Annotated in this window: 14 protein-coding genes and 1 tRNA gene; 9 read left to right on the forward strand and 6 right to left on the reverse strand. The window is 41.5% G+C overall.

The window, feature by feature from the left end; all coding sequences use genetic code 11:
- Positions 1-119: 119 nt before the first annotated feature.
- Positions 120-4,061 (reverse strand): hybrid sensor histidine kinase/response regulator transcription factor, encoded by a 3,942-nt coding sequence (locus CGC64_RS02540; protein ID WP_005675247.1) that lies wholly within the window; start codon positions 4,059-4,061, stop codon positions 120-122.
- Positions 4,062-4,416: 355 nt separating this feature from the next.
- Between CGC64_RS02540 and topA the strand changes: the two genes are divergently transcribed.
- Both topA and CGC64_RS02550 read left to right on the forward strand, forming a co-directional pair.
- Positions 4,417-6,762 (forward strand): type I DNA topoisomerase, encoded by a 2,346-nt coding sequence (gene topA, locus CGC64_RS02545; protein WP_005675246.1) that lies wholly within the window; start codon positions 4,417-4,419, stop codon positions 6,760-6,762.
- A 68-nt stretch (positions 6,763-6,830) separates the two neighbouring features.
- Positions 6,831-8,840, forward strand: a complete 2,010-nt coding sequence (locus CGC64_RS02550) for an LruC domain-containing protein (RefSeq protein ID WP_005675245.1) — start codon at positions 6,831-6,833, stop codon at positions 8,838-8,840.
- Between the two features lie 229 nt (positions 8,841-9,069).
- Here the strand turns inward: CGC64_RS02550 and argS are convergent, their stop codons facing one another.
- Positions 9,070-10,887, reverse strand: a complete 1,818-nt coding sequence (gene argS, locus CGC64_RS02555) for an arginine--tRNA ligase (protein ID WP_005675244.1) — start codon at positions 10,885-10,887, stop codon at positions 9,070-9,072.
- Between the two features lie 84 nt (positions 10,888-10,971).
- On the reverse strand, positions 10,972-11,244 hold the full coding sequence (locus tag CGC64_RS02560) for an HU family DNA-binding protein (protein ID WP_005675243.1): 273 nt from the start codon (positions 11,242-11,244) through the stop codon (positions 10,972-10,974).
- A 221-nt stretch (positions 11,245-11,465) separates the two neighbouring features.
- Between CGC64_RS02560 and CGC64_RS02565 the strand changes: the two genes are divergently transcribed.
- From CGC64_RS02565 to secDF, 5 genes are all read left to right on the forward strand, one after another.
- Complete coding sequence (locus CGC64_RS02565) at positions 11,466-12,143, forward strand: rhomboid family intramembrane serine protease (RefSeq protein WP_032837909.1); 678 nt, start codon at positions 11,466-11,468, stop codon at positions 12,141-12,143.
- Positions 12,124-13,029 carry a rhomboid family intramembrane serine protease gene (locus CGC64_RS02570; RefSeq protein WP_005675241.1) on the forward strand — a complete coding sequence of 302 codons (906 nt, stop codon included), beginning with the start codon at positions 12,124-12,126 and terminating at the stop codon, positions 13,027-13,029. Before CGC64_RS02565 ends, CGC64_RS02570 begins: the two co-directional genes overlap by 20 nt.
- A gap of 4 nt (positions 13,030-13,033) precedes the next feature.
- Positions 13,034-14,119 carry an endonuclease/exonuclease/phosphatase family protein gene (locus CGC64_RS02575; RefSeq protein ID WP_032838214.1) on the forward strand — a complete coding sequence of 362 codons (1,086 nt, stop codon included), beginning with the start codon at positions 13,034-13,036 and terminating at the stop codon, positions 14,117-14,119.
- 31 nt (positions 14,120-14,150) lie between these two features.
- The gene (locus CGC64_RS02580) at positions 14,151-16,235 is read left to right on the forward strand and encodes a M3 family metallopeptidase (RefSeq protein ID WP_085962096.1); all 2,085 of its coding nucleotides are present in this window, start codon (positions 14,151-14,153) and stop codon (positions 16,233-16,235) included.
- 165 nt (positions 16,236-16,400) lie between these two features.
- Complete coding sequence (gene secDF / locus CGC64_RS02585) at positions 16,401-19,424, forward strand: protein translocase subunit SecDF (RefSeq protein WP_005675237.1); 3,024 nt, start codon at positions 16,401-16,403, stop codon at positions 19,422-19,424.
- A gap of 176 nt (positions 19,425-19,600) precedes the next feature.
- On the opposite strand, the gene CGC64_RS02590 is transcribed toward secDF, so the two are convergent.
- Positions 19,601-19,672 (reverse strand) — tRNA-Arg (locus tag CGC64_RS02590).
- 203 nt (positions 19,673-19,875) lie between these two features.
- On the opposite strand from CGC64_RS02590, the gene CGC64_RS02595 reads away from it, so the two are divergent.
- Together CGC64_RS02595 and CGC64_RS02600 are read left to right on the forward strand one after the other, a co-directional pair.
- The gene (locus CGC64_RS02595) at positions 19,876-21,726 is read left to right on the forward strand and encodes a 2-oxoacid:acceptor oxidoreductase subunit alpha (protein WP_005675236.1); all 1,851 of its coding nucleotides are present in this window, start codon (positions 19,876-19,878) and stop codon (positions 21,724-21,726) included.
- 3 nt (positions 21,727-21,729) lie between these two features.
- Positions 21,730-22,740, forward strand: a complete 1,011-nt coding sequence (locus CGC64_RS02600) for a 2-oxoacid:ferredoxin oxidoreductase subunit beta (protein WP_005675235.1) — start codon at positions 21,730-21,732, stop codon at positions 22,738-22,740.
- Between the two features lie 186 nt (positions 22,741-22,926).
- On the opposite strand, the gene CGC64_RS02605 is transcribed toward CGC64_RS02600, so the two are convergent.
- Both CGC64_RS02605 and CGC64_RS19330 read right to left on the reverse strand, forming a co-directional pair.
- Entirely contained in the window at positions 22,927-25,314 is a 2,388-nt protein-coding gene (locus CGC64_RS02605) for a hypothetical protein (protein WP_032854936.1), read from the reverse strand.
- A gap of 96 nt (positions 25,315-25,410) precedes the next feature.
- Positions 25,411-25,572: a RagB/SusD family nutrient uptake outer membrane protein gene (locus CGC64_RS19330; protein WP_122118206.1), complete on the reverse strand. Its 162-nt coding sequence runs from the start codon at positions 25,570-25,572 to the stop codon at positions 25,411-25,413.
- Between the last annotated feature and the right edge of the window lie 63 nt (positions 25,573-25,635).

Genomic DNA, 25,635 nt, shown 5'->3' on the forward strand with positions numbered 1-25,635 from the left:
TTTTCTGATTAAGGTAGAACTAAGTTTTTAGGGACTTCTTAAAGGAAGAGGAATGAAAGCATAAACATACTTTATGATTTTCATTCCTCTCATTGTTACAATCGGTTTTCTAACATCAATCACAAACAGGTGTCGCCTCCCACTTTATCCTGTTTCCGGTAAGCAGAAGGAATCTCTCCTTTTATAGATTTGAAAACCTTGCTGAAATAACGCAAGGAGGAGAAGCCAACTACTTCAGAAATCTCGGTAATATTCATAGTGGTGGTTGTAAGCAACACGATAGACCGTTCAATACGCTGCTTATTCACATAATCTACAATCCCCATACCTGTGATAGTTTTCACTTTATTAAACAACAATGAGCGACTGATACACATATTAGTAGCCAAAAACGCAACATCCAGTTCCGGATTGCTCATGTTGTCCGCAATCAATGTATTCAACTTCAGCAGAAAAGTCTCATCAGCATTACTGAAACTCATATCCTTATGTGTCAACAATTTGTCATCCTTATAGCGTATCCTGATCTGTTCACGCTGCCGTAGTTGGTTATGAATTAGCGCCAGCAAGCTATCTATCTCGAAAGGCTTCGGAAAAAAGACATCCGCCCCAGTCTTATAACCGGTGTACATATTTTGTGAATTATGATAGGCAGTTAATAAAATGAATGGAATATGACTGATTTTCAAATTAGTCTTCACTTCCTTGCATAGTTCAAACCCATTCATCCGAGGCATCATGACATCACTGATGATAATGTCAGGCAATCGGTCTTTAATCTGCTCCAACCCTTCTTTACCATCTTTAGCAACGTATACACGAGCAAAATAATTACTCAACGTTTCTTTCAAATAGTTTCGTAATTCAGAAGTGTCTTCTACCACCATCACCGCATATTTCTTTAAGAATGTATAATCAATCTTGTCTTGTTCATTCACTTCCACTCCTGTAGACGTATCTGCCCGCAACAGTTCCTGTCGTCCATATGTATCCGCCAATAACGGTAACTCAAAATAGAATACCGCCCCTTTTCCTTCTGTATTCGAAGCACCCACTTTTCCCTTATGATGAGCAATAAGGCTCTTCGCATAAGAAAGTCCGATACCACTCCCTCCCTTCTCATGTATCCCTTGATAGAAACTAGAGAAAAGAGAATCTGTATCCACCATATTCAACCCCATTCCTTCGTCCTTGACAGAAACCCGTACCCGTCCTTCTCCCTCCAACAGACAGGTGATTGGCGTAGTAGTAGTATTTGATTCACTGAACTTGAGTGCATTCATCAGGAAGTTGGAAAGAACGAACTCACACTTATTCTTATCAAAAGGAACCTTCCCTATGCGCTCATCCAGTTCATATTCCAGCCAAATACCCTTCACGCGATATTCATCGGCAAATTTATCTCCGACAGACCGTACCCACTCATTCAAAGAGTAGGGCAGGATATGTAACATATCTTTTCCCTCCTCCAGTTTCCGCACGTCAAGTACCATGTCGATAATGTTCTTCATTTGGTGTGCTTGCTTATAAATTGGGACTAACAATTTTTCTACCTCACGATCACTACCTGATTCATGATTAATAATACGCTTCAACGGTGCACAAATCAGCGTAAGAGGCGTACGAAGCTCATGACTGATGTTCGTTAAGAAATTAATTTTCTCTTCATACATTTTGTTTTTCAGACGCAGAATCTCCCGCTTCTGTTTGGCTTTCTTTTTTCGATAAAAATAGAAAGTAATGCCATAAACTACTATTCCCACCAATATACATAACCCCGCATAAAACCAATTACTCTTCCACCAAGGGGAAACAACCACGACATGAAGAATCGGCTGTTTCACACTCCACCCCCCATTACGAGTATAATAAGAAGCAGTAATTGTATACTCCCCTATCGGTAGATAATTAATAACCAAAGAGTTGGAATTGAAATTAGCCAAGTCCTGCCCGATTCCTTCAATATTAAACCGGAAAAAGTTTTTACGAAACACATCTCCCTCGTTCAACAGGACTTTCAGTTGCAGAGAGGAAAAGTCCCATGGAACCCGAATAGTTTCAATAGCTTTCTCCCGCTTCTCGGATAATGGGACAGGCAAACCATTCAGTAATACATCTAGTAATTCAACAGTATGATCTTCTTCCGTTTCTAAATGAAAGCCAGAATTTATCACTGTCATCCCCATAGTACCACCTAGAAAAACATCTCCATTATGAGCAAGAAGAGTGGCCTGAAAAAGATATTCGTTAGGCAAAACCCCGTCCACCTCGTCCAATGTAACAAAGTTCCGAGTGAGAGAAGAATAAACGAACAAATATCGTCTTGTTCCTACCCATATCCGATGTTGGTTATCAGTTACAACAGAAGATACCTCTTGAAACAAACTCGTCTTGATCAACTCGCTCTCTCCTGTTCGTGGATCGTAACGTACCAAGCCTTCGGTAGACGCTAACCAGAAAACGCCATCCTGGTCACGCGATGCATCATTAATGATATATTTCCCCTGATAAATCGTCCTGAAAATCCCTTCCGAGGAATCATATTCGCAGATATTTTTCAAATCGGTAAGATAAGTTTTCGTACCCACAGTAGCTATGATCAAGGGCGAATTTCGTTCGTATTCTCTTCCCATAGTGGCTACAATCTCAAATTTACGACGAGTAGTATCGTATATAAAAATATGTTGGCCACTGAAAAGAATCTTGTCTGGCGTTACCCGTCGGATGTTGACAGAGAAACCGTCAATACATTCACGATCATTTGTTTCTTTATCGACCAGAACAAAAGGACGTACCCGTCCCGTTTGCTTATGAAAAATAAAGAGTCCCTCGTTGAAAGAGGAAAATAATAATTCATCAGGGGTATATTCGACAATAGAAACCACCTTTTCATGCATAGTAGAAGGATAATGCTTAAAAGTTCCCGTTAACGGATCAAACCTATTGATTCCACCGCCATCAGTCCCCACCCAAACCATTCCATCACTATCTTGGAAAAAACTATTGATGGTCTGATTGCTCAACCCATATAAATTGCCAAAAGGAACATTCTGATAAGAACAAGCAAATACATTTCTTATACCAATCAACCCTCTGCGGATACTGCCCGCCCACATATTATTGGCAGAATCCAAATAAAGCCGATAAATGGTATTGGCAGGAAAGGAGTGAACATCATCCTGCTTTTGCTGAATGTTGGTAAACGAAAAATCATCCAAGGAAATGATGTTAATTCCGCCACCATCAGTTGCCACCCAAAGCTGATTATCTTTCTCCATAATATCATGAATGACATCGTACGTCAGAGAGGAATTGGATGTTGTAAAATGTTTCAAAAGTTTACCTTCTTGATAGCAGTACAGCCCACTACCATAAACGCTCACCCACAGACGCTTATGGGAATCTAAGAAAATAGTAGTATAACTCTTTCCGGTAAAAGCATCTACCTTCTTCAGTTCGTGGGTTTTAATATTGAAAGAATATATGCCATTCCAACATGAGTTAAGCAAGATATGTTCGTCATCGTAACGCACCATCTCCCAAAAAGGAACATAATAAGCAGGATCCTTTGCATAATATAAAGGTTCAAGTTTATTAGTGGCATAAGTATATTTATAAATATCACCTGACCCACCCAACAAAATTCCCCCTTCTACCAATAAACTGGAAGCAACATAAATAGGTTTACCATTACTTGATAAAGTTTTAAAGTTATCATGGCCTCTATTATAAAGACAAATACCAACTGTTGTGGCTACCCACAAATTATGCAAAGAATCTTCCGCTATAAAAATTATATTATCTGAGGGCAATGTACTTTCGTCCTCCGGCCGATGCAAATAGTGTTTCAAATGATCGCGATCGTAACAATTCAAACCAGACTCTGTACCAATCCATAAATAGCCTCTATGATCATTCAAGATACATTGTACTCTTGACTGCGAAAGTCCTTCTTTAATTCCAAGCTGTTTATAATAATAGTAAGGGGATTGGCTTCGAATGGAATGAGCCATTCCGACAAAGAAGAATATTAAATATATTTTTAACAGAACTTTACTCATATTTAGTAAGACATACAATACGATTTGTAAATATAATAAATTTTATTTTAATAGTACTGTTTTATTTCAAATTCTAATTATAAGTAAAGTACTTTTTCTTCCGTATATAAAATACGAATTAATTTCGAACCTATTTAAACATGAATTTAGCATAACCGTTGGTATGTTCTTCCACCTCCTACGAATACTTCTATGCGCTGAAAAAGAAAATTTATAGTTATAACTGATTTATATCGGGCTGACGTTATTTTACTAAAAAACATTAGATTCTCCTTATATTATAAGGTAGGGAGAATCTTTTTTTTTACTTTTGTGCCCAAATATTGTGGTACAAGCCATTATAAAAGAAAGAATTATGCAGAAAAACCTTGTCATTGTCGAGTCTCCGGCAAAAGCAAAAACGATTGAAAAGTTTCTTGGGAAAGATTTCAAAGTCCTTTCAAGTTACGGACATATACGCGATCTGAAGAAAAAAGAGTTCAGTATCGACGTAGAGAAGAATTTTAAACCCAATTATGAAATTCCGGCAGACAAAAAGGCTCTGGTTAGCACACTGAAAGCAGAAGCGAAAGAGGCAGAAACCGTATGGCTCGCATCCGATGAGGACCGCGAGGGAGAGGCTATCGCCTGGCATCTGTATGAGGTCTTAAAACTAAAACCGGAAAACACAAAACGAATCGTATTTCATGAAATTACGAAAAGTGCTATCTTAAAAGCAATCGAACAACCACGTGATATTGACATTAACCTCGTGAATGCACAGCAAGCACGACGTATTCTGGACCGTATCGTAGGTTTTGAACTGTCTCCTGTACTTTGGAGAAAAGTGAAACCGGCGCTTTCGGCAGGACGTGTACAATCGGTTGCCGTTCGACTGATTGTTGAGCGCGAACGCGAAATCCATGCTTTCAAATCGGAAGCAGCTTACCGTGTGACCGCCGTTTTCCTTGTGCCCGACACTGATGGGAAACTAGTGGAGATGAAAGCCGAACTGGCCCACCGTATCAAAACGAAGAAAGAAGCAGAAGCATTCCTCAACGCATGTAAAGGAGCTAATTTTGCTATCGAAGATATTACTACCCGTCCGTTAAAGAAAACACCTCCTGCTCCGTTCACAACTTCGACATTGCAACAGGAAGCTGCACGCAAATTAGGCTATACGGTGGCGCAAACTATGATGATTGCCCAACGTTTGTACGAATCGGGATTTATCACCTATATGCGTACCGACTCCGTGAACTTGTCGGAATTTGCAACCATAGGCAGTAAGGATGCTATCATCAAAATGATGGGTGAACGTTATGTGCATCCTCGTCACTTTGAAACGAAAACCAAAGGGGCACAGGAGGCACATGAAGCAATCCGTCCTACCTATATGGAAAACCAGTCCATCGAAGGGACAGCGCAGGAGAAAAAACTGTACGACTTGATATGGAAACGTACCATTGCCTCACAAATGGCAGATGCGGAACTGGAAAAGACAACTGTTACAATATCAATTAGCAGTAGTAGTGAAGTCTTTACAGCTATCGGTGAAGTTATTAAATTCGATGGATTCTTGCGTGTATACCGTGAATCTTATGACGATGAAAATGAACAAGAGGATGAAAGTAATCTGTTGCCTCCTCTGAAAAAAGGTCAGAAACTGGAACACGGTCCTATCGTTGCAACCGAACGTTTTACCCAACGCCCACCGCGCTATACCGAAGCAAGTCTTGTACGTAAATTGGAGGAGCTGGGAATCGGTCGCCCATCTACGTATGCGCCTACCATTTCCACGATTCAGAATCGCGAATATGTGGAAAAAGGCAATAAAGACGGAGAAGAACGGATGTTCAATGTGCTGACATTAAAAGACCAACAAGTCAAAGACGAAAATCATACTGAAATTACCGGAACAGAAAAGGCCAAGTTATTCCCTACGGATACCGGAACGGTAGTAAATGATTTCCTCACCGAATATTTCCCTGATATTCTGGATTATAACTTTACAGCTAGTGTAGAAAAAGAGTTCGATGAAATTGCCGAAGGAGAAGTGAAATGGACTTCAATTCTGAAAACCTTCTACGACCAATTCCACCCGTCAGTAGAAAACACTTTGGCAATAAAGACTGAACATAAAGTAGGCGAACGTATTTTGGGTGAGGAACCGGAAACAGGTAAACCTGTTTCGGTAAAAATCGGACGTTTTGGTCCTATGGCGCAAATCGGTACGGCGGAAGATGAAGAAAAGCCACGTTTTGCACAAATGAAAAAAGGTCAGTCCATAGAAACGATCACATTGGAAGAAGTGCTGGAATTGTTCAAGCTGCCCCGTACGTTAGGCGAATATGAAGGAAAGACAGTCAGTGTAGGTATTGGTCGTTTCGGTCCGTATGTACTACATAATAAGGTGTATGTATCGCTCCCGAAAACGATGGATCCCATGGAAATTACTTTAGAAGAGGCGGAACAACTGATTCTAGAGAAACGCACAAAGGAAGCCGAACGCCACATCAAGAAGTTCGCAGAAGAACCAGAATTGGAAATTCTGAATGGTCGTTACGGACCATATATAGCATATAAAGGTAATAACTATAAGATTCCTAAAGATATTGTCCCACAGGATTTAAGCCTGCATAGTTGCATGGAATTAATCAGGATACAGGACGAGAAAGGTGTTACCTCAGCACCAAAAAAGAAATTTGCAAAAAAGAAGTAAATATCTTTTGGAAAGCTTTCGGTTTATTTCTATATTTGCCCATTAATATCTTTATATTTCATTAACATATGAAACAAACAATATTTGTAAAGACATTAATGGGCATATTTTGTATCCCATTGATATGTAGTTGTGTAGACAATGAACGTGATTTATTTCAAGAACCCGAGAAGATTCCCAAAGAACAGTTCTTTGATTTCGACATGAATCAAAGTTTAGCCTTAGATATTGACTATGGCTTTAAGGAAGAATATACGGTTCTTTTTGAGATTTATGACCAAGATCCGATCGAAGTAAATGACAAAGATGGTAGTTGGAAGAAAAAAGAAGTAGAACCCTTTTATCGGGCTGCAACTGACAAACATGGTAAATTTAGTGAAGATGGAATAAGTATACCGGCTGATATCTCAGAAGTATGGCTATCATCCGACTATCTAGGTACAGCATCTCCGGTAAAACTAACAATTAACGCCGATCATCGTATTTCTTTCAACCAAAATGACTATGTTAAGTCCCTGCTTGAAAAAGCATCAACCCCGATAAGCAGAGGGGCAACAGCCAATCAGCACAAATATTTGGATGTCTGGACACTGCTGCCTGGTATGGACTGGGATGACAACGGACGTCCCAATAACTTATCAAAAGAAAAGAATATTCCTCCTGCTGATGTACTTTATAATATAAAAAGCATCTTCGACAAAGCGGGAGGAAGGAACATTCATGATAACTATCCTGAGTTCTTTAATGGTGATATGATATCAGATATCCCTATCACTAAAGATACAGAAGTTAGTCTAGTATTTGTTAACAGTAGTGCCGCATGGTATAATACAGTAGGGTATTACACTTATCCGACCAGCGAAATACCGACCATAGAAAACATCAAAAGGATATTAGCATTCCCAAATGCTTCTCCTATTTATAAAACAGCCGGAGTAGGAGCTTTAGTCTGTGGTGATGAAGTTAAACTAAAATACTGGAATGAAGACACGGGAAAATTTGAAGACAAATTTCCTAAGGGCGTCACTATTGGCTGGTATCTGCAAGGTATGGGATTCAGAAGCACACCTTCAAACGGAGATTCACAAGGCGATCTCGTAAAAGGAATGGGCCCTCGATACTCCACCACAATTTTGAATGAACCGGGAAAGGATGGCGTACAAAGACAAAGAACCATATCGTTACGGGACAGTAAATCTAATCAGATTGTTGCTATCGGATTTGAGGACAACATAGACCTCGATTACTGTGATGCAATTTTCTATGTTCACATAGCCGAAAAAGATGCTATTGATGAAGGTGTAATTCCCGAGTTACCAACAGATCCGGAAGGTCCAACTGATGAAGACAACTATACTTCTTATTCCGGGATATTGACATTCGAAGACTTATGGCCGGAGCAGGGAGATTACGATATGAATGACGTAATGATACGATATACCAGTAAAGTATATAAATCAATACTGACCAATCGTATCTATAAGGTTGTTGACGAGTTCACTCCATTACATCGTGGAGGTTATTTAGTGAATGGTTTTGGTTATCAATTGCATAACACTACTAATAGCGATATTAGCAAAGTTACTATTGAAAGCCCTTCGTATGCGCCCAAATCCCAATATATGCCCGGAGAAACAGAGGCTGGTCAATCACATCCTACAATCTTGCTATTTGATAATATGGCAATATTTGATAATAAAGAAGAAAAAGCCAGGAAATACACTGTAACTATCCAAGTAAATGATGTTACTTCGAAAAGTATATTGCCACCTTACAATCCGTTTATCTTCGTAGGATCTGGCCAAGCCAGAGGTAGAGAAGTGCACTTGGTAAAATATCCTCCTACTGATAAAGCCGATCTTTCATTATTAGGAACAGGAAAAGACGTATCCAGGCCAGAAGAAGATTTATATTATGTTTCAATAGATCTGATGCCGTTTGCACTCAATATGCCGGTTAGTGAATTCCCGATCCCTGAGGAAGGTATAAGAATAGACGAATCGTATCCGAAGTTTACGACATGGGTTAAATCTAATGGCGCACAAGCTAAAGACTGGTATAAGTATCCTAAGAAATAACAATTATCAGCATAAGAAACAGAATCGGGCAGGCAAGGCTTGAACTTTGTCTGCCTTTCTTTTTTACTTTATCCTACCTTAAATCCCCTATCGGTATACACTCTATCAAACAAAGAGAGAGGGGAATCATACGACACGCAACATATTTATAAAATGATCTAACGGGATTCCTTTCATTATATACATAATGAAGCAACCCCGTAGAAAGATATTTTGTTCAGAGAATGTCTTACATTCTGGAAGGTACTTCAATACCCAGTAAACTCATACCCAAACGCACGACTTTGGCCACATTAGCCGACAGAGCGATACGGAACACTTTCACCGCTTCGTTCTCTTCGCGCAAAATACTGAAGTCATGGTAGAACTGGTTGTATTCTTTCACCAAATCATAAGTATAATTCGCAATAATAGACGGGCTGTAATCTTCCCCTGCCTGCTTGACAACAGCAGCAAAGTCGGCAACCATTTGAATCAGCCCCTCTTCTTTTTCGCTCAATTCAATACCAGCAGGAATCTGTCCGGGAACCACAATACCCGATTCGGCAGCTTTACGAAGCACAGACTGAATACGAGCATAAGTATATTGAATAAACGGGCCTGTATTACCATTGAAGTCGATAGACTCTTTCGGATTAAACGTCATATTTTTACGCGCATCTACTTTCAAAATGAAATATTTCAATGCACCCAGACCGACGATACGGGCAATATCATCAGCTTCTTCCTGTGTCAAACCATCCAATTTGCCAAGTTCCTGTGAAGTTTCTTTAGCAGTGGCAATCATTTCTTCCATTAGGTCATCAGCGTCCACCACCGTACCTTCACGAGATTTCATCTTGCCCTCCGGCAACTCTACCATTCCATAAGAGAAGTGAACCAGGCTCTTGCCCCACTCAAAACCGAGTTTGTCAAGCAGAATAGAAAGCACCTGAAAATGATAGTTTTGCTCATTACCTACTACATAAATCATCTTGTCAATAGGATAGTCTGCAAAGCGAAGTTTAGCTGTACCGATATCTTGCGTCATATAAACAGATGTACCATCGCCACGAAGAAGCAACTTATGATCCAAACCTTCAGCAGTCAGATCCGCCCAAACAGATCCGTCCTCTTTTTTGAAAAAGAAACCTTTTTCCAGCCCTTCCATAACCTTCTCCTTCCCTTCGAGATAAGTGTTGGATTCATAATATATCTTGTCGAAGCTGACACCCATTTTCCGGTAAGTTTCATCAAATCCGGCATACACCCAGTTATTCATCATTTCCCACAATCCGCGTATTTCCGGGTCACCGGCTTCCCACTTCACCAACATTTCACGAGCTTCCTGCATCAAGGGAGAAGCAGCTTCCGCTTTCGCCTTAGCTTCATCCTCACTCATTCCCTGTGCCGCAAACTCAGTCATAAGTTCCTTTACCTCCGCTTTATAATGCTTATCGAAAGATACATAATAATCGCCAACGAGGTGGTCACCTTTTTTGCCGGAAGTTTCCGGGGTTTCACCGTTTCCATATTTCTTCCATGCCAGCATGGATTTACAGATATGGATACCACGATCGTTTACGATATTTGTTTTTACTACCTTATTACCATTTGCCGCCACAATGTTAGCCAATGCGTTACCTAAAAGGTTATTACGCACATGACCTAAATGAAGAGGTTTGTTCGTATTCGGAGAAGAATACTCAATCATCACCAATGGCGAAGTTTCGGTAGCTTTCACCAGACCATATTGTTCGTCAGCCTGAATTTCATTCAGCAAATCGATCCACGTAGCCGATGCGATAGTCAAGTTCAGGAAACCTTTTATCACATTAAAAGCTGCTACTGCCGGTTCGTTCACCTTCAGATATTCACCGATTTCCTGCGCCGTCTGTTCCGGTCCTTTTCTTGACATTTTCAGAAAAGGGAACACGACCAGCGTCAGATGTCCTTCAAATTCTTTTTTGGTCTTTTGAATTTGCACCATTTTTTCAGGGACTTCCTGACTGTAGAGTGCTTTCAGTCCGCTAATGACGGACGCTACAAGTTTATCTTCTATCTTCATAATCAAGTTGTTTCTTGCGCGCAAAGATACAAAAAAAGGAGACGTATACGTCTCCTCTTTCTAATTTCTTTCAACTATGATATCTTATTCAACAGCTGCAGACAATTCAGCACCAGCTTTAAACTTAGCTACTTTCTTTGCAGGAATAGTAATAGTTGCCTTTGTAGAAGGGTTAATACCAGTTCTTTCAGCTCTTTCGCTTACAGAGAAAGTACCAAAACCAACGAGAGATACTTTATCGCCAGCTTTCATAGCATTAGTAACTGAAGTGATAAAAGCATCAAGTGCTTTTTTTGCATCGGCTTTGCTCATTTGAGATTCAGCAGCCATTGCGCTAATAAGTTCAGACTTATTCATAATACGTAAAATGATTAATTAATATATATGTTACACAAAAGATTATCCTACAAGGGATTAATTCCACAAATATAGCCGAACAAAACAACATATCAAATAAAAACATAAAAAAAACGCAGCAAATTATTGAAAAAGAGCTAATAGGAAGTCTTTTTCATGCTTTAAAACAGAATTTATTCGTACTTTTGCATCTAGTATCTAAATATTCAGAATTTAAAATGATGCCAACTGTAACTAAAAACCTGATAATTATCAATGTATTAGTATTTTTCGGAACGCTTGTAGCCCAACGTTACGGTATAGATTTAGCTAATTATCTAGGATTACATTTTTTCCTCGCAAGTGATTTCAATCCGGCACAGCTCATCACGTACATGTTTATGCATGGCGGGTTCAGCCATATATTTTTTAATATGTTTGCCGTTTTCATGTTCGGACCGATTCTCGAACAAACCTGGGGCCCCAAACGTTTCCTGTTTTACTATATCCTTTGCGGTATCGGTGCAGGACTCATTCAGGAAGGGGTTCAATATATTCAGTACATAACGGAACTGAGCCAACACACGGAAGTGAACTTAATAGGTTACGGCATCATTTCTATGGACCAGTATCTCAACATGATGACTACCGTAGGTGCTTCAGGAGCCGTTTACGCCATTTTGCTGGCATTCGGAATGTTGTATCCCAACAACCAACTGTTTATCTTTCCGCTGCCTTTCCCTATCAAGGCTAAATTCTTCGTTATCGGATATGCTGCGATTGAGTTATGGGCAGGACTTGCCAACAGTGCCGGAGATAATGTAGCTCATTTTGCTCACTTGGGCGGAATGCTATTCGGGCTTATTCTGATTTTGTATTGGAGAAAAAAAAGTAAAAACAATGGGACATATTATAACTGATTTAAAAGAGACATTCAGAAGAGGGAATATATTTATCCAGCTGATTTACATTAACGTAAGCATTTTTATCATTGGCACGTTAATCAATGTTTTCTTGCAACTATTTCAGCACAGTATACCCGATATATTCGGCATATTCGCTTTACCGGCTTCCTTTATTCGGTTCTTTCATCAACCATGGTCGATTATCACTTATATGTTCATGCACGCCGGTCTTCTGCATATCCTATTCAATATGCTCTGGTTGTATTGGTTCGGAAGCTTGTTTCTACACTTTTTTTCAGCAAAGCATTTAAGAGGTTTGTACATATTGGGAGGTATCCTTGGAGGTTTATTATATATGGTTGCCTACAATGTATTTCCTTTGTTCAATCAGGAAGTAGCAGTTTCTACACTAGTAGGAGCTTCGGCTTCCGTCTTGGCGATTGTGGCTGCCACTGCTTACCGTGAGCCCAATTACCGGGTACAACTCTTTCTTTTCGGCGCAATCCGTCTCAAATATCTGGCACTCGTTGTTATAGGAATTGACGTATTATCTATCACGTCAAGCAATGCCGGAGGACATATCGCTCACTTGGGCGGCGCTCTTGCCGGACTTTGGTTTGCCACCAGCCTAAGCAAAGGGGCGGATCTGACCGCATGGATCAACTGGCTTCTGGACGCTTTTATCTCTCTATTCCAGAAAAAGACATGGAAACACAAACCCAAAATGAAAGTACATTACGGAGGAGGCACGACCAGTCGTGAAAAAGATTATGATTACAACGCCCATAAAAAAGCACAGTCTGACGAAATAGACCGCATTCTGGATAAATTGAAAAAATCCGGTTACGACAGTCTGACGACGGAGGAAAAGAAAAGCTTGTTCGATGCAAGCAAAAGATAATAAGATGGAACATATTGGCAAAATTGTCGCATATCTGATATTAGCTATCAACGCTTTCTTCGTAGGAACGCTGATATTGAGCGCTTACAGTCCTTATCTTAATCCGAAATTGAATCCGCTTTCCTCTGGACTGGGGCTTGCATTTCCACTATTTTTGGTAATCAATATCGCTTTTATCATTTTCTGGGTATTCATCAATTACCGGTATGCTTTAGTACCGCTAATCGGTTTTTTGGTTTGCTTTCCGCAGATAAGGACCTATATTCCTTTCAATTCCACTACCAAGACAATCCCAGAAGGAAGTATCAAAATTCTTTCTTATAATGTAATGAATTTCAGCAATTTGGAAAAGAAAGACGGAAAGAATCCAATCTTATCATACCTGGTTAACAGCAAAGCAGATATTATCTGTTTGCAAGAATATAATGCAGCGCAGAATAAGAAATATCTGACAGAAGCAGACATCAAAAAAGCATTGAAAGCATATCCCTATTATTCCGTTCGCCGACAAAACAGAAGCGACGTACAGCTTGCCTGTTTTTCTAAATATCCCATACTTTCAGTATCTCCCATTGATTATGAAAGTACATACAATGGTTCCGTCAAATATGTGCTGGCAGTGAATAATGACACAGTCACTCTGATTAACAACCATTTGGAGTCCAACAAACTTACCAAGGAAGACCGGGGAATGTATGAGGATATGATTAAGGACCCGAACGCCAAGAAGGTAAAAACCGGACTTCGGCAACTGGTCAAAAAATTAGCGGAAGCATCAGCCATCCGCGCTTCGCAGGCAGACTCCGTAAACAAAGCCATTACAGAAAGCAAATATCCGACTATTATAGCGTGTGGTGATTTCAACGACGGCTCTATCTCGTATACTCACCGTATCCTGACTCAAAAATTGGACGACGCATTTACCCAATCCGGCAAAGGATTAGGAATCTCGTATAATCAGAACAAATTCTATTTCCGTATCGACAATATCCTGATAAGCCCTAACCTGAAAGCTTATAACTGCACCGTAGACCGATCTATAAAGGCTTCGGACCACTATCCTATCTGGTGCCATATCAGCAAGCGATAAAAACTGTAAACTCTAATATAAAACACTTATGATGATTAAAAAAACACTAACCATTTTAGCTGCAAGTTGCATGATGTACTCCTGTACTACAAAAACAGAAAGTAATCCTTTCTTTACAGAGTTTCAAACAGAGTATGGTGTTCCTTCTTTTGATAAGATTAAACTGGAACATTACGAACCCGCCTTCCTGAAAGGTATCGAAGAACAAAATCAGAACATCGAGGCTATCATCGAGAGCCCGGAAGTTCCAACATTTGAAAATACAATCGTAGCGCTGGACAACAGTGCTCCCATTTTAGACCGTGTCAGTGCTATCTTTTTCAATATGACAGACGCAGAAACGACCGATTCGCTGACCGAGTTGTCTATCAAACTGGCTCCGGTTCTTTCGGAACACGAAGATAATATTTCCTTGAACCAGACACTTTTCAAACGGATAAACGATGTCTATCAACAAAAAGACTCATTGAACCTGACAATAGAACAACAACGACTGCTAGACAAGACCTATAAAAGCTTTGTCCGCTCCGGAGCCAACCTCGACACAAAACAACAAGCCCGCCTCCGTGAAATCAACAAGGAACTTTCTACACTCGGTATCACCTTCAGCAACAATGTATTGAACGAGAATAATGCTTTCCAACTTTTCGTTGACAAGCAGGAAGACCTTGCCGGCCTGCCGGAATGGTTCTGCCAAAGTGCCGCCGAAGAGGCTAAAGCTGCCGGACAACCGGGAAAATGGTTGTTTACTCTACATAACGCCAGCCGCCTGCCCTTCCTGCAGTATTCAGAAAACCGCCCACTCCGTGAGAAGATGTATAAAGCATATATCAACCGTGGAAATAATAACGATAAGAACGACAATAAAGAAGTAATCAGCAAAATCATTTCCCTCCGTCTGGAAAAGGCGAACTTATTGGGTTTCGATTGCTATGCCAACTTCGTGTTAGACGAAACCATGGCTAAAAATGCTAATAACGTAATGGACCTCCTGAATAATCTATGGAGCTACGCCCTGCCAAAAGCGAAATCGGAGGCCGCAGAACTTCAGCAACTTATGGACAAGGAAGGCAAAGGTGAAAAACTGGAAGCATGGGACTGGTGGTACTACACCGAAAAACTCAGAAAAGAGAAATACAACCTGTCCGAAGAAGACACGAAACCTTACTTCAAATTGGAAAATGTCCGCGAAGGTGCTTTTGCCGTAGCTAATAAACTATATGGTATCACCCTAAGCAAGCTGGAAGATATCCCTACTTATCACCCTGATGTAGAAGTGTTTGAAGTAAAAGACGTCGATGGTTCCCAACTCGGTATCTTCTATGTAGACTACTTCCCACGTCCCGGAAAAAGCGGCGGAGCATGGATGAGCAACTACCGCGAACAAAGTGGGCCAATCCGTCCGCTAGTATGCAATGTTTGCAGCTTTACCAAACCGATAGGTGACACCCCTTCTCTACTCACAATGGATGAAGTGGAAACACTGTTTCACGAGTTCGGACATGCACTGCACGGCTTGCTCACCCAATGCAAATACAAAGGAACTTCCGGCACCAATGTTGTACGTGATTTTGTAGAACTTCCCTCTCAAATCAACGAACATTGGGCAACCGAACCGGAAGTGTTGAAAATGTATGCCAAACATTATGCTACCGGTAAAGTAATCCCCGATGAAATCATCGAAAAAATACTTCAGCAGAAAACATTCAACCAAGGATTCATGACTACCGAACTGCTGGCTGCCGCTATCCTTGACATGAACCTGCACATGCTGAAAGATGTAAAGAATTTAGATGTTGTTTCGTACGAAAAAGAAGCTATGGACAAGCTCAATCTTATCTCTGAAATTGCCCCACGTTACCGTGTGACTTACTTCAATCACATCATCGGCGGATATGCAGCCGGCTATTACAGTTACCTGTGGGCTAACGTACTGGATAACGACGCCTTTGAAGCTTTCAAAGAGCATGGAATCTTCGACAAAAACACCGCCGAATTGTTCCGTCGGAACGTGTTGGAGAAGGGTGACAGCGAAGACCCGATGACTCTCTACAAAAATTTCCGTGGCACAGAACCGAGCATGGAGCCACTGCTGAAAAACAGAGGAATGAAATAAATCGGTAAAAAAGCCCTTAAACATCAAATATTTGAGGGCTTATTACACATGAATGTGAAAAAAAAACTATATTTGCAGCCTTGTATGCGGCAAAAAGGACTTGTGTACGACAGAATTTAACTGAAAATTAAATTAAAAAAGTAATCATCATAAATTAAAAGTAAAATGCAAAACAAAGGATTTGTAAAGGTTTTTGCGGTATTACTCACGCTGGTATGCGTGTTCTACCTCTCCTTCTCCTTCGTAACACGCCATTATAACAACAAGGCGAAAGAAATTGCGAACGGCGACATGAAAGTAGAACAAGACTACCTTGACTCTCTCTCCAATGAGAAGGTCTGGCTGGGTAACTGGACGCTGAAACAATGTCGTGAAATGGAGATTAGTTTAGGTTTGGACCTGAAAGGTGGTATGAATGTTATCCTTGAAGTTTCTGTACCTGATGTTATTAAAGCACTGGCTGACAACAAGCCGGACGAAGCTTTCAATAACGCATTGGCAACAGCAGCAAAACAGGCTATCAACAGTCAGGATGATGTAATCACCCTGTTTGTCAAAGAATACCACAGAATTGCTCCGGACGCGAAACTTTCCGAACTATTCGCTACACAACAGTTGAAAGACAAGGTTAGCCAGAAATCAACGGATGCGGAAGTTGAAAAAGTATTGAGAGAAGAAGTAAAAGCGGCTGTTGAGAACTCATTCAACGTACTTCGTACCCGTATCGACCGCTTTGGTGTGGTTCAACCGAACATCCAGAGCCTGGAAGACAAAATGGGACGTATCATGGTAGAATTGCCGGGTATCAAAGAACCGGAACGTGTGAGAAAACTTCTTCAAGGTTCGGCTAACCTGGAATTCTGGGAAACATATACCGCCAAAGAAATTCTTCCGGCTATGCAGTCAGCAGACGCTAAATTGCGTGCAGTGTTAACTCAGGAAACAACTACTGATTCTGTTACAACAGACACTACAAAAGCTGCTGTTCTTACCGAAGCAACTCCGACTAAGAAAGCCGTAAGTGCTGCCGACAGCCTTGCTGCCGCTCTGAAAGGAGACGCCAAACAAGATGATGCAACTGCTGCGAACATGGAAGAGATCAAGAAACAGTATCCTTTGCTGTCTATACTGCAATTAAACTCTAGTGGGCAGGGTCCGGTTATCGGATATGCAAACTACAAGGACACTGCAGACATTAACAAATATCTGGCTATGCCGGAAATCAAAGCAGAACTTCCAAAAGACCTCCGTCTGAAATGGGGTGTTTCTCCTTCCGAATTTGACAAAAAAGGTCAGACTTTCGAATTGTATGCAATCAAATCTACCGAACGCAACGGCAAAGCTCCGTTGGAAGGTGACGTAGTAACAGATGCCAAAGACGAATTCGACCAGTACAGCAAACCGGCTGTCAGCATGTCTATGAATTCTGACGGTGCACGCCGTTGGGCTCAACTGACCAAACAGAATATCGGTCGTGCTATCGCTATCGTTCTTGATAACTATGTATATTCTGCACCGAACGTAAACACTGAGATCACAGGCGGACGTTCACAGATTACAGGTCATTTCACTCCGGAGCAGGCAAAGGACTTAGCTAACGTATTGAAATCAGGTAAGATGCCGGCTCCGGCTCACATCGTACAAGAAGATATCGTAGGTCCGTCACTGGGTCAGGAATCTATCAATGCGGGTATCTTCTCATTTGTTGTTGCTTTGATTCTGTTGATGATTTATATGTGCTCTATGTATGGCATCATCCCGGGTATGGTTGCCAATGGGGCATTGATCCTCAACTTCTTCTTTACACTGGGAATCCTTTCGTCCTTCCAGGCTGCGCTGACAATGTCCGGTATTGCCGGTATGGTGTTGTCACTGGGTATGGCAGTGGATGCGAACGTACTTATCTATGAACGTACAAAAGAAGAACTTCGCGCAGGTAAGGGAGTGAAGAAAGCACTTGCTGACGGTTATTCCAACGCATTCTCGGCTATCTTTGACTCTAACTTGACATCTATCATTACAGGTATCATCCTATTCAACTTCGGTACCGGTCCGATCCGTGGTTTTGCTACGACATTGATTATCGGTATCCTTGTATCCTTCTTTACAGCTGTGTTCATGACTCGTCTGGTTTACGAACACTTCATGAGTAAAGATAAGTGGCTGGGGCTGACATTTACAACTAAGATTTCAAAGAACCTGATGACCAATACACGTTTCGATTTTATGGGTACGAACAAGAAGTCCCTTATTATCGTCAGTGCAGTAATTATCGTTTGTATCAGCTCATTTGCAATCCGTGGCTTGAGTCAGAGTATCGACTTCACCGGTGGACGTAACTTCAAGGTACAGTTCGAAAACCCGGTTGAACCGGAACAAGTACGCGAGCTAATTGCCAGCAAGTTCGGTGATGCTAACGTAAGTGTTATCGCTATCGGTACAGATAAGAAAACAGTACGTATCAGCACAAACTACCGCATCGAAGATGCAGGTAACAACGTGGACTCAGAAATTGAATCATACTTGTATGAAACTCTGAAACCGGTACTGACTCAAAACATTTCTTTGGAAACTTTCATCGATCGTGACAATCATACCGGTGGTAGTATCGTAAGTTCACAGAAAGTAGGTCCGAGTATCGCAGACGATATTAAGACAGGTGCTATCTACTCTGTTGTATTGGCATTGCTTGCTATCGGCCTGTACATCTTACTCCGTTTCCGTAACATTGCTTACAGTATCGGCTCTATTGTGGCCTTGAGTTGTGACACCATTATGATTATCGGTGCTTACTCACTGTTCTGGGGCATCCTGCCGTTCTCTCTGGAAATTGACCAGACATTTATCGGTGCTATCCTGACGGCTATCGGTTACTCTATTAATGATAAAGTGGTAATCTTCGACCGTGTACGCGAGTTCTTCGGCCTGTATCCGAAACGTGACAAACGTCAGTTGTTCAACGACTCTTTGAACACTACACTTGCACGTACTATCAATACATCATTGAGTACATTGATCGTGTTACTGTGTATCTTCATCCTCGGTGGTGATTCAATCCGCAGTTTCGCATTCGCAATGATTCTCGGTGTTGTTATCGGTACATTGTCTTCACTGTTCATTGCATCTCCGATTGCATACAACATGATGAAGAACAAAAAAGTTGTAGTACCGGCAGCTACGGAAGAATAATAAAGTCCAGAAATAGAAAAAGCCTCTTCCGGATGTTCGGAAGAGGCTTTTTCTATTGATTATTAAAACAAATATAAGCTATAAGACGTTAATCTTGAAAGAAGCTATTGTAAAACTTAAAACTTGATACAGCATGAAAGCCTACAACACAACTTCCTATAGATTCCTCTTTGTAGTAGCCTCGAGGGGAATCGAACCCCTATCTAAAGTTTAGGAAACTTCTATTCTATCCGTTGAACTACAAGGCCGTTATAAATTTGCTTGCAAAGATAACGGTTTCTGTTGATTTAACAAGAATAAAAATAAAGGTTCCTTCCAGACACTTCAAATATTCAGCGTCAATAGGGCAATAAAGACTGATTTATTTTGATAATTCGATTAACTTTCCGACCTTTGTACTCACAAATTGAAAGTAAAAATAGTTTTTAAATTAAATATAGTAATTAAAATTATGGCAGACGAAATGATGGTTAAAGAATTGGAGGAAGTCGTAGTACGTTTCTCCGGCGACTCCGGCGATGGCATGCAGCTGGCCGGCAACATCTTCTCGAACATGTCGGCTACGGTAGGAAATGACATCTGTACATTCCCCGATTACCCGGCAGACATCCGCGCTCCGCAAGGTTCGTTAACCGGGGTTTCCGGTTTTCAAGTACACATCGGCGCCGGGCAAGTTTACACTCCCGGAGACCGTTGTCACGTATTGGTAGCAATGAATCCTTCCGCACTAAAAACACAAATCAAATTCTGTAAACCGCAAGGACTTATCATCACCGACTCCGACTCATTCGAAGCCAGAGATTTAGAAAAGGCACAATTCAAGACTGACAATCCTTTCGAAGAATTGGGTGTTAAGCAAGAAGTACTTGAAGTACCTATTTCTTCCATGTGTAAAGAAAGCCTGAAGGATTCAGGACTGGACAACAAATCCGTTCTCCGTTGTAAAAATATGTTCGCGCTGGGGTTAGTTTGTTGGTTGTTCAACCGTAACCTGGCAGCAGCCGAGAAAATGCTGCGCGAGAAATTCGCCAAAAAGCCCGAAATTGCAGAAGCCAACATCAAGGTATTGAACGACGGTTTCAACTACGGAGCCAACACTCACGCTTCTGTCTCTACTTATAAGATCGAAAGCAAAGCTCCAAAATCCAAAGGACTTTATACAGATATTAATGGTAATAAGGCAACGTCATACGGCTTGATAGCTGCAGCCGAGAAAGCTGGTCTGGAACTCTACTTGGGTTCTTATCCTATCACTCCGGCCACTGACATTCTGCACGAATTAGCCAAACATAAATCACTGGGCGTAAAAACCGTACAGTGCGAAGACGAAATCGCAGGTTGTGCATCTGCTGTCGGTGCAGCTTTTGCCGGTGCCCTGGCAGTAACTACGACTTCCGGCCCGGGCGTCTGCCTGAAAAGTGAGGCAATGAACCTTGCCGTTATCGGCGAACTTCCACTAGTGATCGTCAACGTACAGCGTGGCGGACCGTCTACCGGTCTTCCTACGAAATCAGAACAGACCGACTTACTGCAAGCTCTCTACGGACGTAACGGTGAAAGCCCGATGCCCGTCATTGCTGCAACATCACCGACCAACTGTTTTGATGCTGCATATATGGCAGCTAAAATCGCTTTGGAACACATGACTCCGGTTGTACTGTTGACTGATGCTTTTGTAGCTAACGGCTCTGCAGCCTGGAAACTTCCTAACTTGGATGAATATCCTGCTATCAATCCACCGTATGTAACTCCTGATATGGCAGGAAACTGGACCCCGTACCAACGTAACGAAGAAACTGGTGTACGCTATTGGGCTATCCCGGGAACAGAGGGCTTCATGCATCGTATCGGTGGTCTTGAAAAGAGTAACGAAACAGGTGCAATCTCTACCGAACCGGAAAATCACAATAAAATGGTTCACCTTCGTCAAGCCAAAGTGGACAAAATTGCAGACTACATCCCCGAGCTCGAAGTATTGGGCGACAAAGATGCAGATTTGCTGATTGTAGGCTGGGGTGGTACTTACGGCCATCTCCGTCTGGCTATGGACTATATGCGCGAACATGGAAAGAAAGTGGCTTTCGCCCACTTCCAATATATCAACCCGCTACCGAAGAACACGGCTGACGTATTACGTAAATATAAAAAGATCGTGGTAGCTGAACAGAACTTGGGACAATTTGCAGGTTACCTGCGCATGAAAGCACCCGGACTGAACATCAGCCAGTTCAACCAAGTGAAAGGACAGCCTTTCATTACGAGAGAATTGATAGATGCATTTACTAAATTATTGGAGGAATAAGAGATGAGCGATAAAGTATATACCGTACAAGATTATAAATCAGGCCAGCCCCGCTGGTGTCCGGGATGCGGTGACCACGCTTTCCTGAATTCACTGCATAAGGCTATGGCCGAACTGGGAACAGCTCCGCATGATATTGCCGTAATTTCGGGTATCGGTTGTTCTTCCCGTCTGCCTTACTATGTAAATACGTATGGCTTCCACACTATACACGGACGTGCAGCCGCTATTGCAACAGGAGCCAAAGTAGCTAATCCCAATTTGACTATCTGGCAGATTTCCGGTGACGGTGATGGCCTGGCAATCGGTGGTAACCACTTCATCCACGCTGTCCGCCGTAACATTGACTTGAATATGATTCTGCTGAACAACCGCATTTACGGTTTGACCAAGGGACAATATTCACCGACTTCCGAACGTGGATTTGTCAGTAAATCATCTCCTTACGGAACAGTAGAAGACCCATTCCATCCGGCAGAACTTGCTTTCGGTGCACGTGGACGTTTCTTTGCACGCTGTATCGCTGTAGACGGTGCCGCTTCCGTAGAAGTATTGAAAGCAGCAGCCGCTCATAAAGGTGCTTCGGTTGTCGAAGTTCTGCAAAACTGTGTTATTTTCAACGACGGAACTCATGCCAGCGTTGCAACCAAAGAAGGACGTGCCAAGAACGCGATCTATCTGGAACATGGTAAACCGATGTTGTTCGGTGAAAACAAAGAATTCGGATTAATGCAGGAAGGTTTCGGACTGAAAGTAGTGAAACTCGGTGAAAACGGTATCACAGAAAAAGATATTCTTATCCACGATGCACACTGCCAGGACAATACACTTCAACTGAAACTGGCCTTGATGGAAGGTCCCGACTTCCCGATTGCACTCGGTGTAATCCGCGATGTAGATGCTCCGACCTACAATGATGCAGTTACAGAACAAATCGAAGAAATCAAAGGCAAGAAGAAATACCACAATTTCCAAGAGCTGTTGATGACTAATGATACTTGGGAAGTGAAGTAAATTCATAATTTATCTAATAACAAAGGCGTAGAGTGAGAACTGGTTCTCTTTCTACGCCTTTATTTATTATCCACCATAATTCAGCCATTCTGCCGATCAAACTATGTACGAACTCTCTTGAGATGAGCAGAGCAATTCCCCTACCGCCATATGGAATTTGAAATTCATAAAATATATCCTTTTATTCTATTGATAGATATCCGTTCCAAATGCCCAACCCAAATAATTTGCCTCCAGCACCTTATCTACTTTATCAAACACGACTGTGAATGGATGCTTCAAGTTACAATGAAGATTAGTTATTTGCTTCTCATTTGCTTTGACCTTCAGTTTATTTCCTTGCTTTTCAATAATACAGTTGTATCCGACAACCGAGCCGTCCGGACGTTCTACAATAAAGGCGTTAGTAAGCATAGATTCAGCAATACACTTGAATACTTCGTGCACATCGTTATCCTGTGTATTAATTGTCTGCCAATCACTAACCATATTCACATATTGTTCACCTATAATAAATTCGCGTGTATCATAGAGTTCAGGATGTGGATTTCCAAAACTCAATGAATCTTGTGTCACATGTGTATCAGCACTGCAAGCCTGTTTTACTTTCAGATACGGATCTACAACAAATGCCCAGCGAAGATTTCCTGTACGATAATCAATCAGATGAGAAAAAGCTCCCATCGCATTATAAGTTTCTTTCAACCAGCGTTCTTCACCTGTCAGCAGATAAGCATAATAGGTAGCGTAACCACGCCAGCCGCTCCAACCGTGAGGAGAGTTGAACATGTTCGGCAACATCTGCACGTCATATTGTGCTTCCCAATAACGCATGGTTCCACCCCTCCGGCGGGCATCGGGGACTCGCAGTTGGGTAAGACAATCATGACTCTCCAGAATTTGTAACATAGCGTCTGTATAATGTTTACGCACCTTTTCGTCTTTCTGCATCAATCCCAGCATTCCAATCTGAAGTGCAGAACAGGAAATCATTCCATCCTCAAAAGTAAGTTCTCCTTCTGTTTCAAAGTCACCTTGTGAAGCAACCAACTGGTCGATAGCACGTTTGGCAGATTGATAATGGCGCTCCGCCGCCTCTGCCCATACAGTATTCTTCTTGCCTAACTCACGTTCGACCAAAGTAAGTTCCAGCATACTTTTCGCTACATAGATAACGCTGGTATAAATAATATGATGATTGACATAGGCACCATCTTCACGTTGCCAATTGTTCATCAACCAGTCTGCCAAACGAGAAGCCTTCTGTAAGTCGGCTATATCACCATAAGCTTGATATTTGTCTACTAACAAACCTATTGTCCCCGAAGTATTCTGTATGCGTGAAGCGTGGTACTTAGGCTCCATCTTTTGTTGATCATGTAACAAGCCGAATAAATAATCAAAGCGATCACGTAAAGCTTTATCCAGTTGTTTATCCGGAAAATATTGTGCAGCAATAAAAGAAGAATGGAAGCCATACCAACTTTCTATGTGTGAAGTAGCTTTCTGGTGATATTTCAAAGCATTCCGACGTGCCTGTTCCATAGTCCATTTCCAGTCATGATGTACTGAAAGAATACCTTCTGTTTCTTTTCCATTGTCCCTGACACGTACTGTATACAACCCGACATCCGGCAGTACACACGACACTTGCTTTACTCCCTCTCCCTGTGTCCGGATATTGACCTTCAACTCCTGCCCTTTATCATCCAACACTTTGATATCTTTAGAACCAGACAGAACTTCAAAAGATGCGGTTTCTCCCGGAACATAAGTCGTCCGATCAACAGAGATCATCGGTATGCCAGTCGCCTTATGTATAACGTGTTCAAATTCCCCCAACGGATTTATATCCATGAGCACAATAGTCCAGCTCTTGATCTCCCCTTGTTTCAGCATCCACAAATCTTGTGGATTGCGTTCGGGCAAAGGTAATGCATTCATCAAATCCAGATTTAATGACTCTATCCGGTGCCCCATAAACCAATGTGGAGGTGGATCTTGATAACCCAGATTGTAAGCCACACTCCATGAAGCTACAGGCTGTGGCGATACAATTCCCAAAGCGTGTCCTGCAGGGGTTTGCAGATAACCGTAGAAATGTGTCTTTTCATTGCGCATCAGCGTTGGGAAATATTTTCCAAACCAGTCCGGATACTTATCCATATAAGTATCGATTCCCAATTTCAGTCCCGCCTTTGTCGGTTGAAAAGGTACATTCCCTTTGTTTTCAAGAGTAACTTTCAAAGCCGGCTGCCCTTTCCATGACTGATACGTTAGACGGCATTCCACCTGGTCTATCGTACTCCGATAAGAAAGATATCCGTCAGGTATCCAAGCTGCGGTAATTTCTTTACCACTGATTTCAGCATAAAAAGAAGGACCACAGTTACCTTGCCCAGAACGAAAGAAAGGAATGGTGTCATTACCTTTCTTATCCTTGAAGATAATCTGTTCCAAATAGCCCTTGTCTGAAATGCGAGCTTCCCATCCGGTATGTTTCCATACGGTAGACTGAGAAAAGGCACCCATACTACATAACAAGCTTCCTAGCAGGAAATAATTTTTTATCATTTATATATCAGTGTTTTGTATAGTAAATCACACTTCCCCTATATAAGGGAATTAAGGGAAAGTGTGATATGTATATGTCTATTTATGGCAACTCAATTACCAATTAGGATTCTGTACCAATTTCGGATTCTTGTTCAAATATTCCTGCTGAATCGGATAGAGGTAGCCTTCTTCTTTAAATACGAATGGCATCATGTCTGCCTTAACTTCCCTATTAAATTCTTCAGCTGTTGTACAAATTACTTTTTCAATTAACAAAATCGAGCCAAATATACAAGTATATCATCAATTACAAAAATAATAAGGCTTTAAAAGTTTTCA

The organism is Bacteroides caccae (assembly GCF_002222615.2).
GTDB lineage: Bacteria > Bacteroidota > Bacteroidia > Bacteroidales > Bacteroidaceae > Bacteroides > Bacteroides caccae.

Excerpts from the sequence above, each read along its gene's own strand:
- CGC64_RS02575 (WP_032838214.1), top strand. The coding sequence starts at position 13,034 with ATGGAACATATTGGCAAAATTGTCGCATATCTGATATTAGCTATCAAC.
- CGC64_RS02550 (WP_005675245.1), top strand. The coding sequence starts at position 6,831 with ATGAAACAAACAATATTTGTAAAGACATTAATGGGCATATTTTGTATC.
- CGC64_RS02570 (WP_005675241.1), top strand. The coding sequence starts at position 12,124 with ATGGGACATATTATAACTGATTTAAAAGAGACATTCAGAAGAGGGAAT.
- CGC64_RS02595 (WP_005675236.1), top strand. The coding sequence starts at position 19,876 with ATGGCAGACGAAATGATGGTTAAAGAATTGGAGGAAGTCGTAGTACGT.
- CGC64_RS02580 (WP_085962096.1), top strand. The coding sequence starts at position 14,151 with ATGATTAAAAAAACACTAACCATTTTAGCTGCAAGTTGCATGATGTAC.
- CGC64_RS02565 (WP_032837909.1), top strand. The coding sequence starts at position 11,466 with ATGCCAACTGTAACTAAAAACCTGATAATTATCAATGTATTAGTATTT.
- topA (WP_005675246.1), top strand. The coding sequence starts at position 4,417 with ATGCAGAAAAACCTTGTCATTGTCGAGTCTCCGGCAAAAGCAAAAACG.
- CGC64_RS02600 (WP_005675235.1), top strand. The coding sequence starts at position 21,730 with ATGAGCGATAAAGTATATACCGTACAAGATTATAAATCAGGCCAGCCC.
- secDF (WP_005675237.1), top strand. The coding sequence starts at position 16,401 with ATGCAAAACAAAGGATTTGTAAAGGTTTTTGCGGTATTACTCACGCTG.
- argS (WP_005675244.1), bottom strand. The coding sequence starts at position 10,887 with ATGAAGATAGAAGATAAACTTGTAGCGTCCGTCATTAGCGGACTGAAA.
- CGC64_RS02560 (WP_005675243.1), bottom strand. The coding sequence starts at position 11,244 with ATGAATAAGTCTGAACTTATTAGCGCAATGGCTGCTGAATCTCAAATG.
- CGC64_RS02540 (WP_005675247.1), bottom strand. The coding sequence starts at position 4,061 with ATGAGTAAAGTTCTGTTAAAAATATATTTAATATTCTTCTTTGTCGGA.
- CGC64_RS02605 (WP_032854936.1), bottom strand. The coding sequence starts at position 25,314 with ATGATAAAAAATTATTTCCTGCTAGGAAGCTTGTTATGTAGTATGGGT.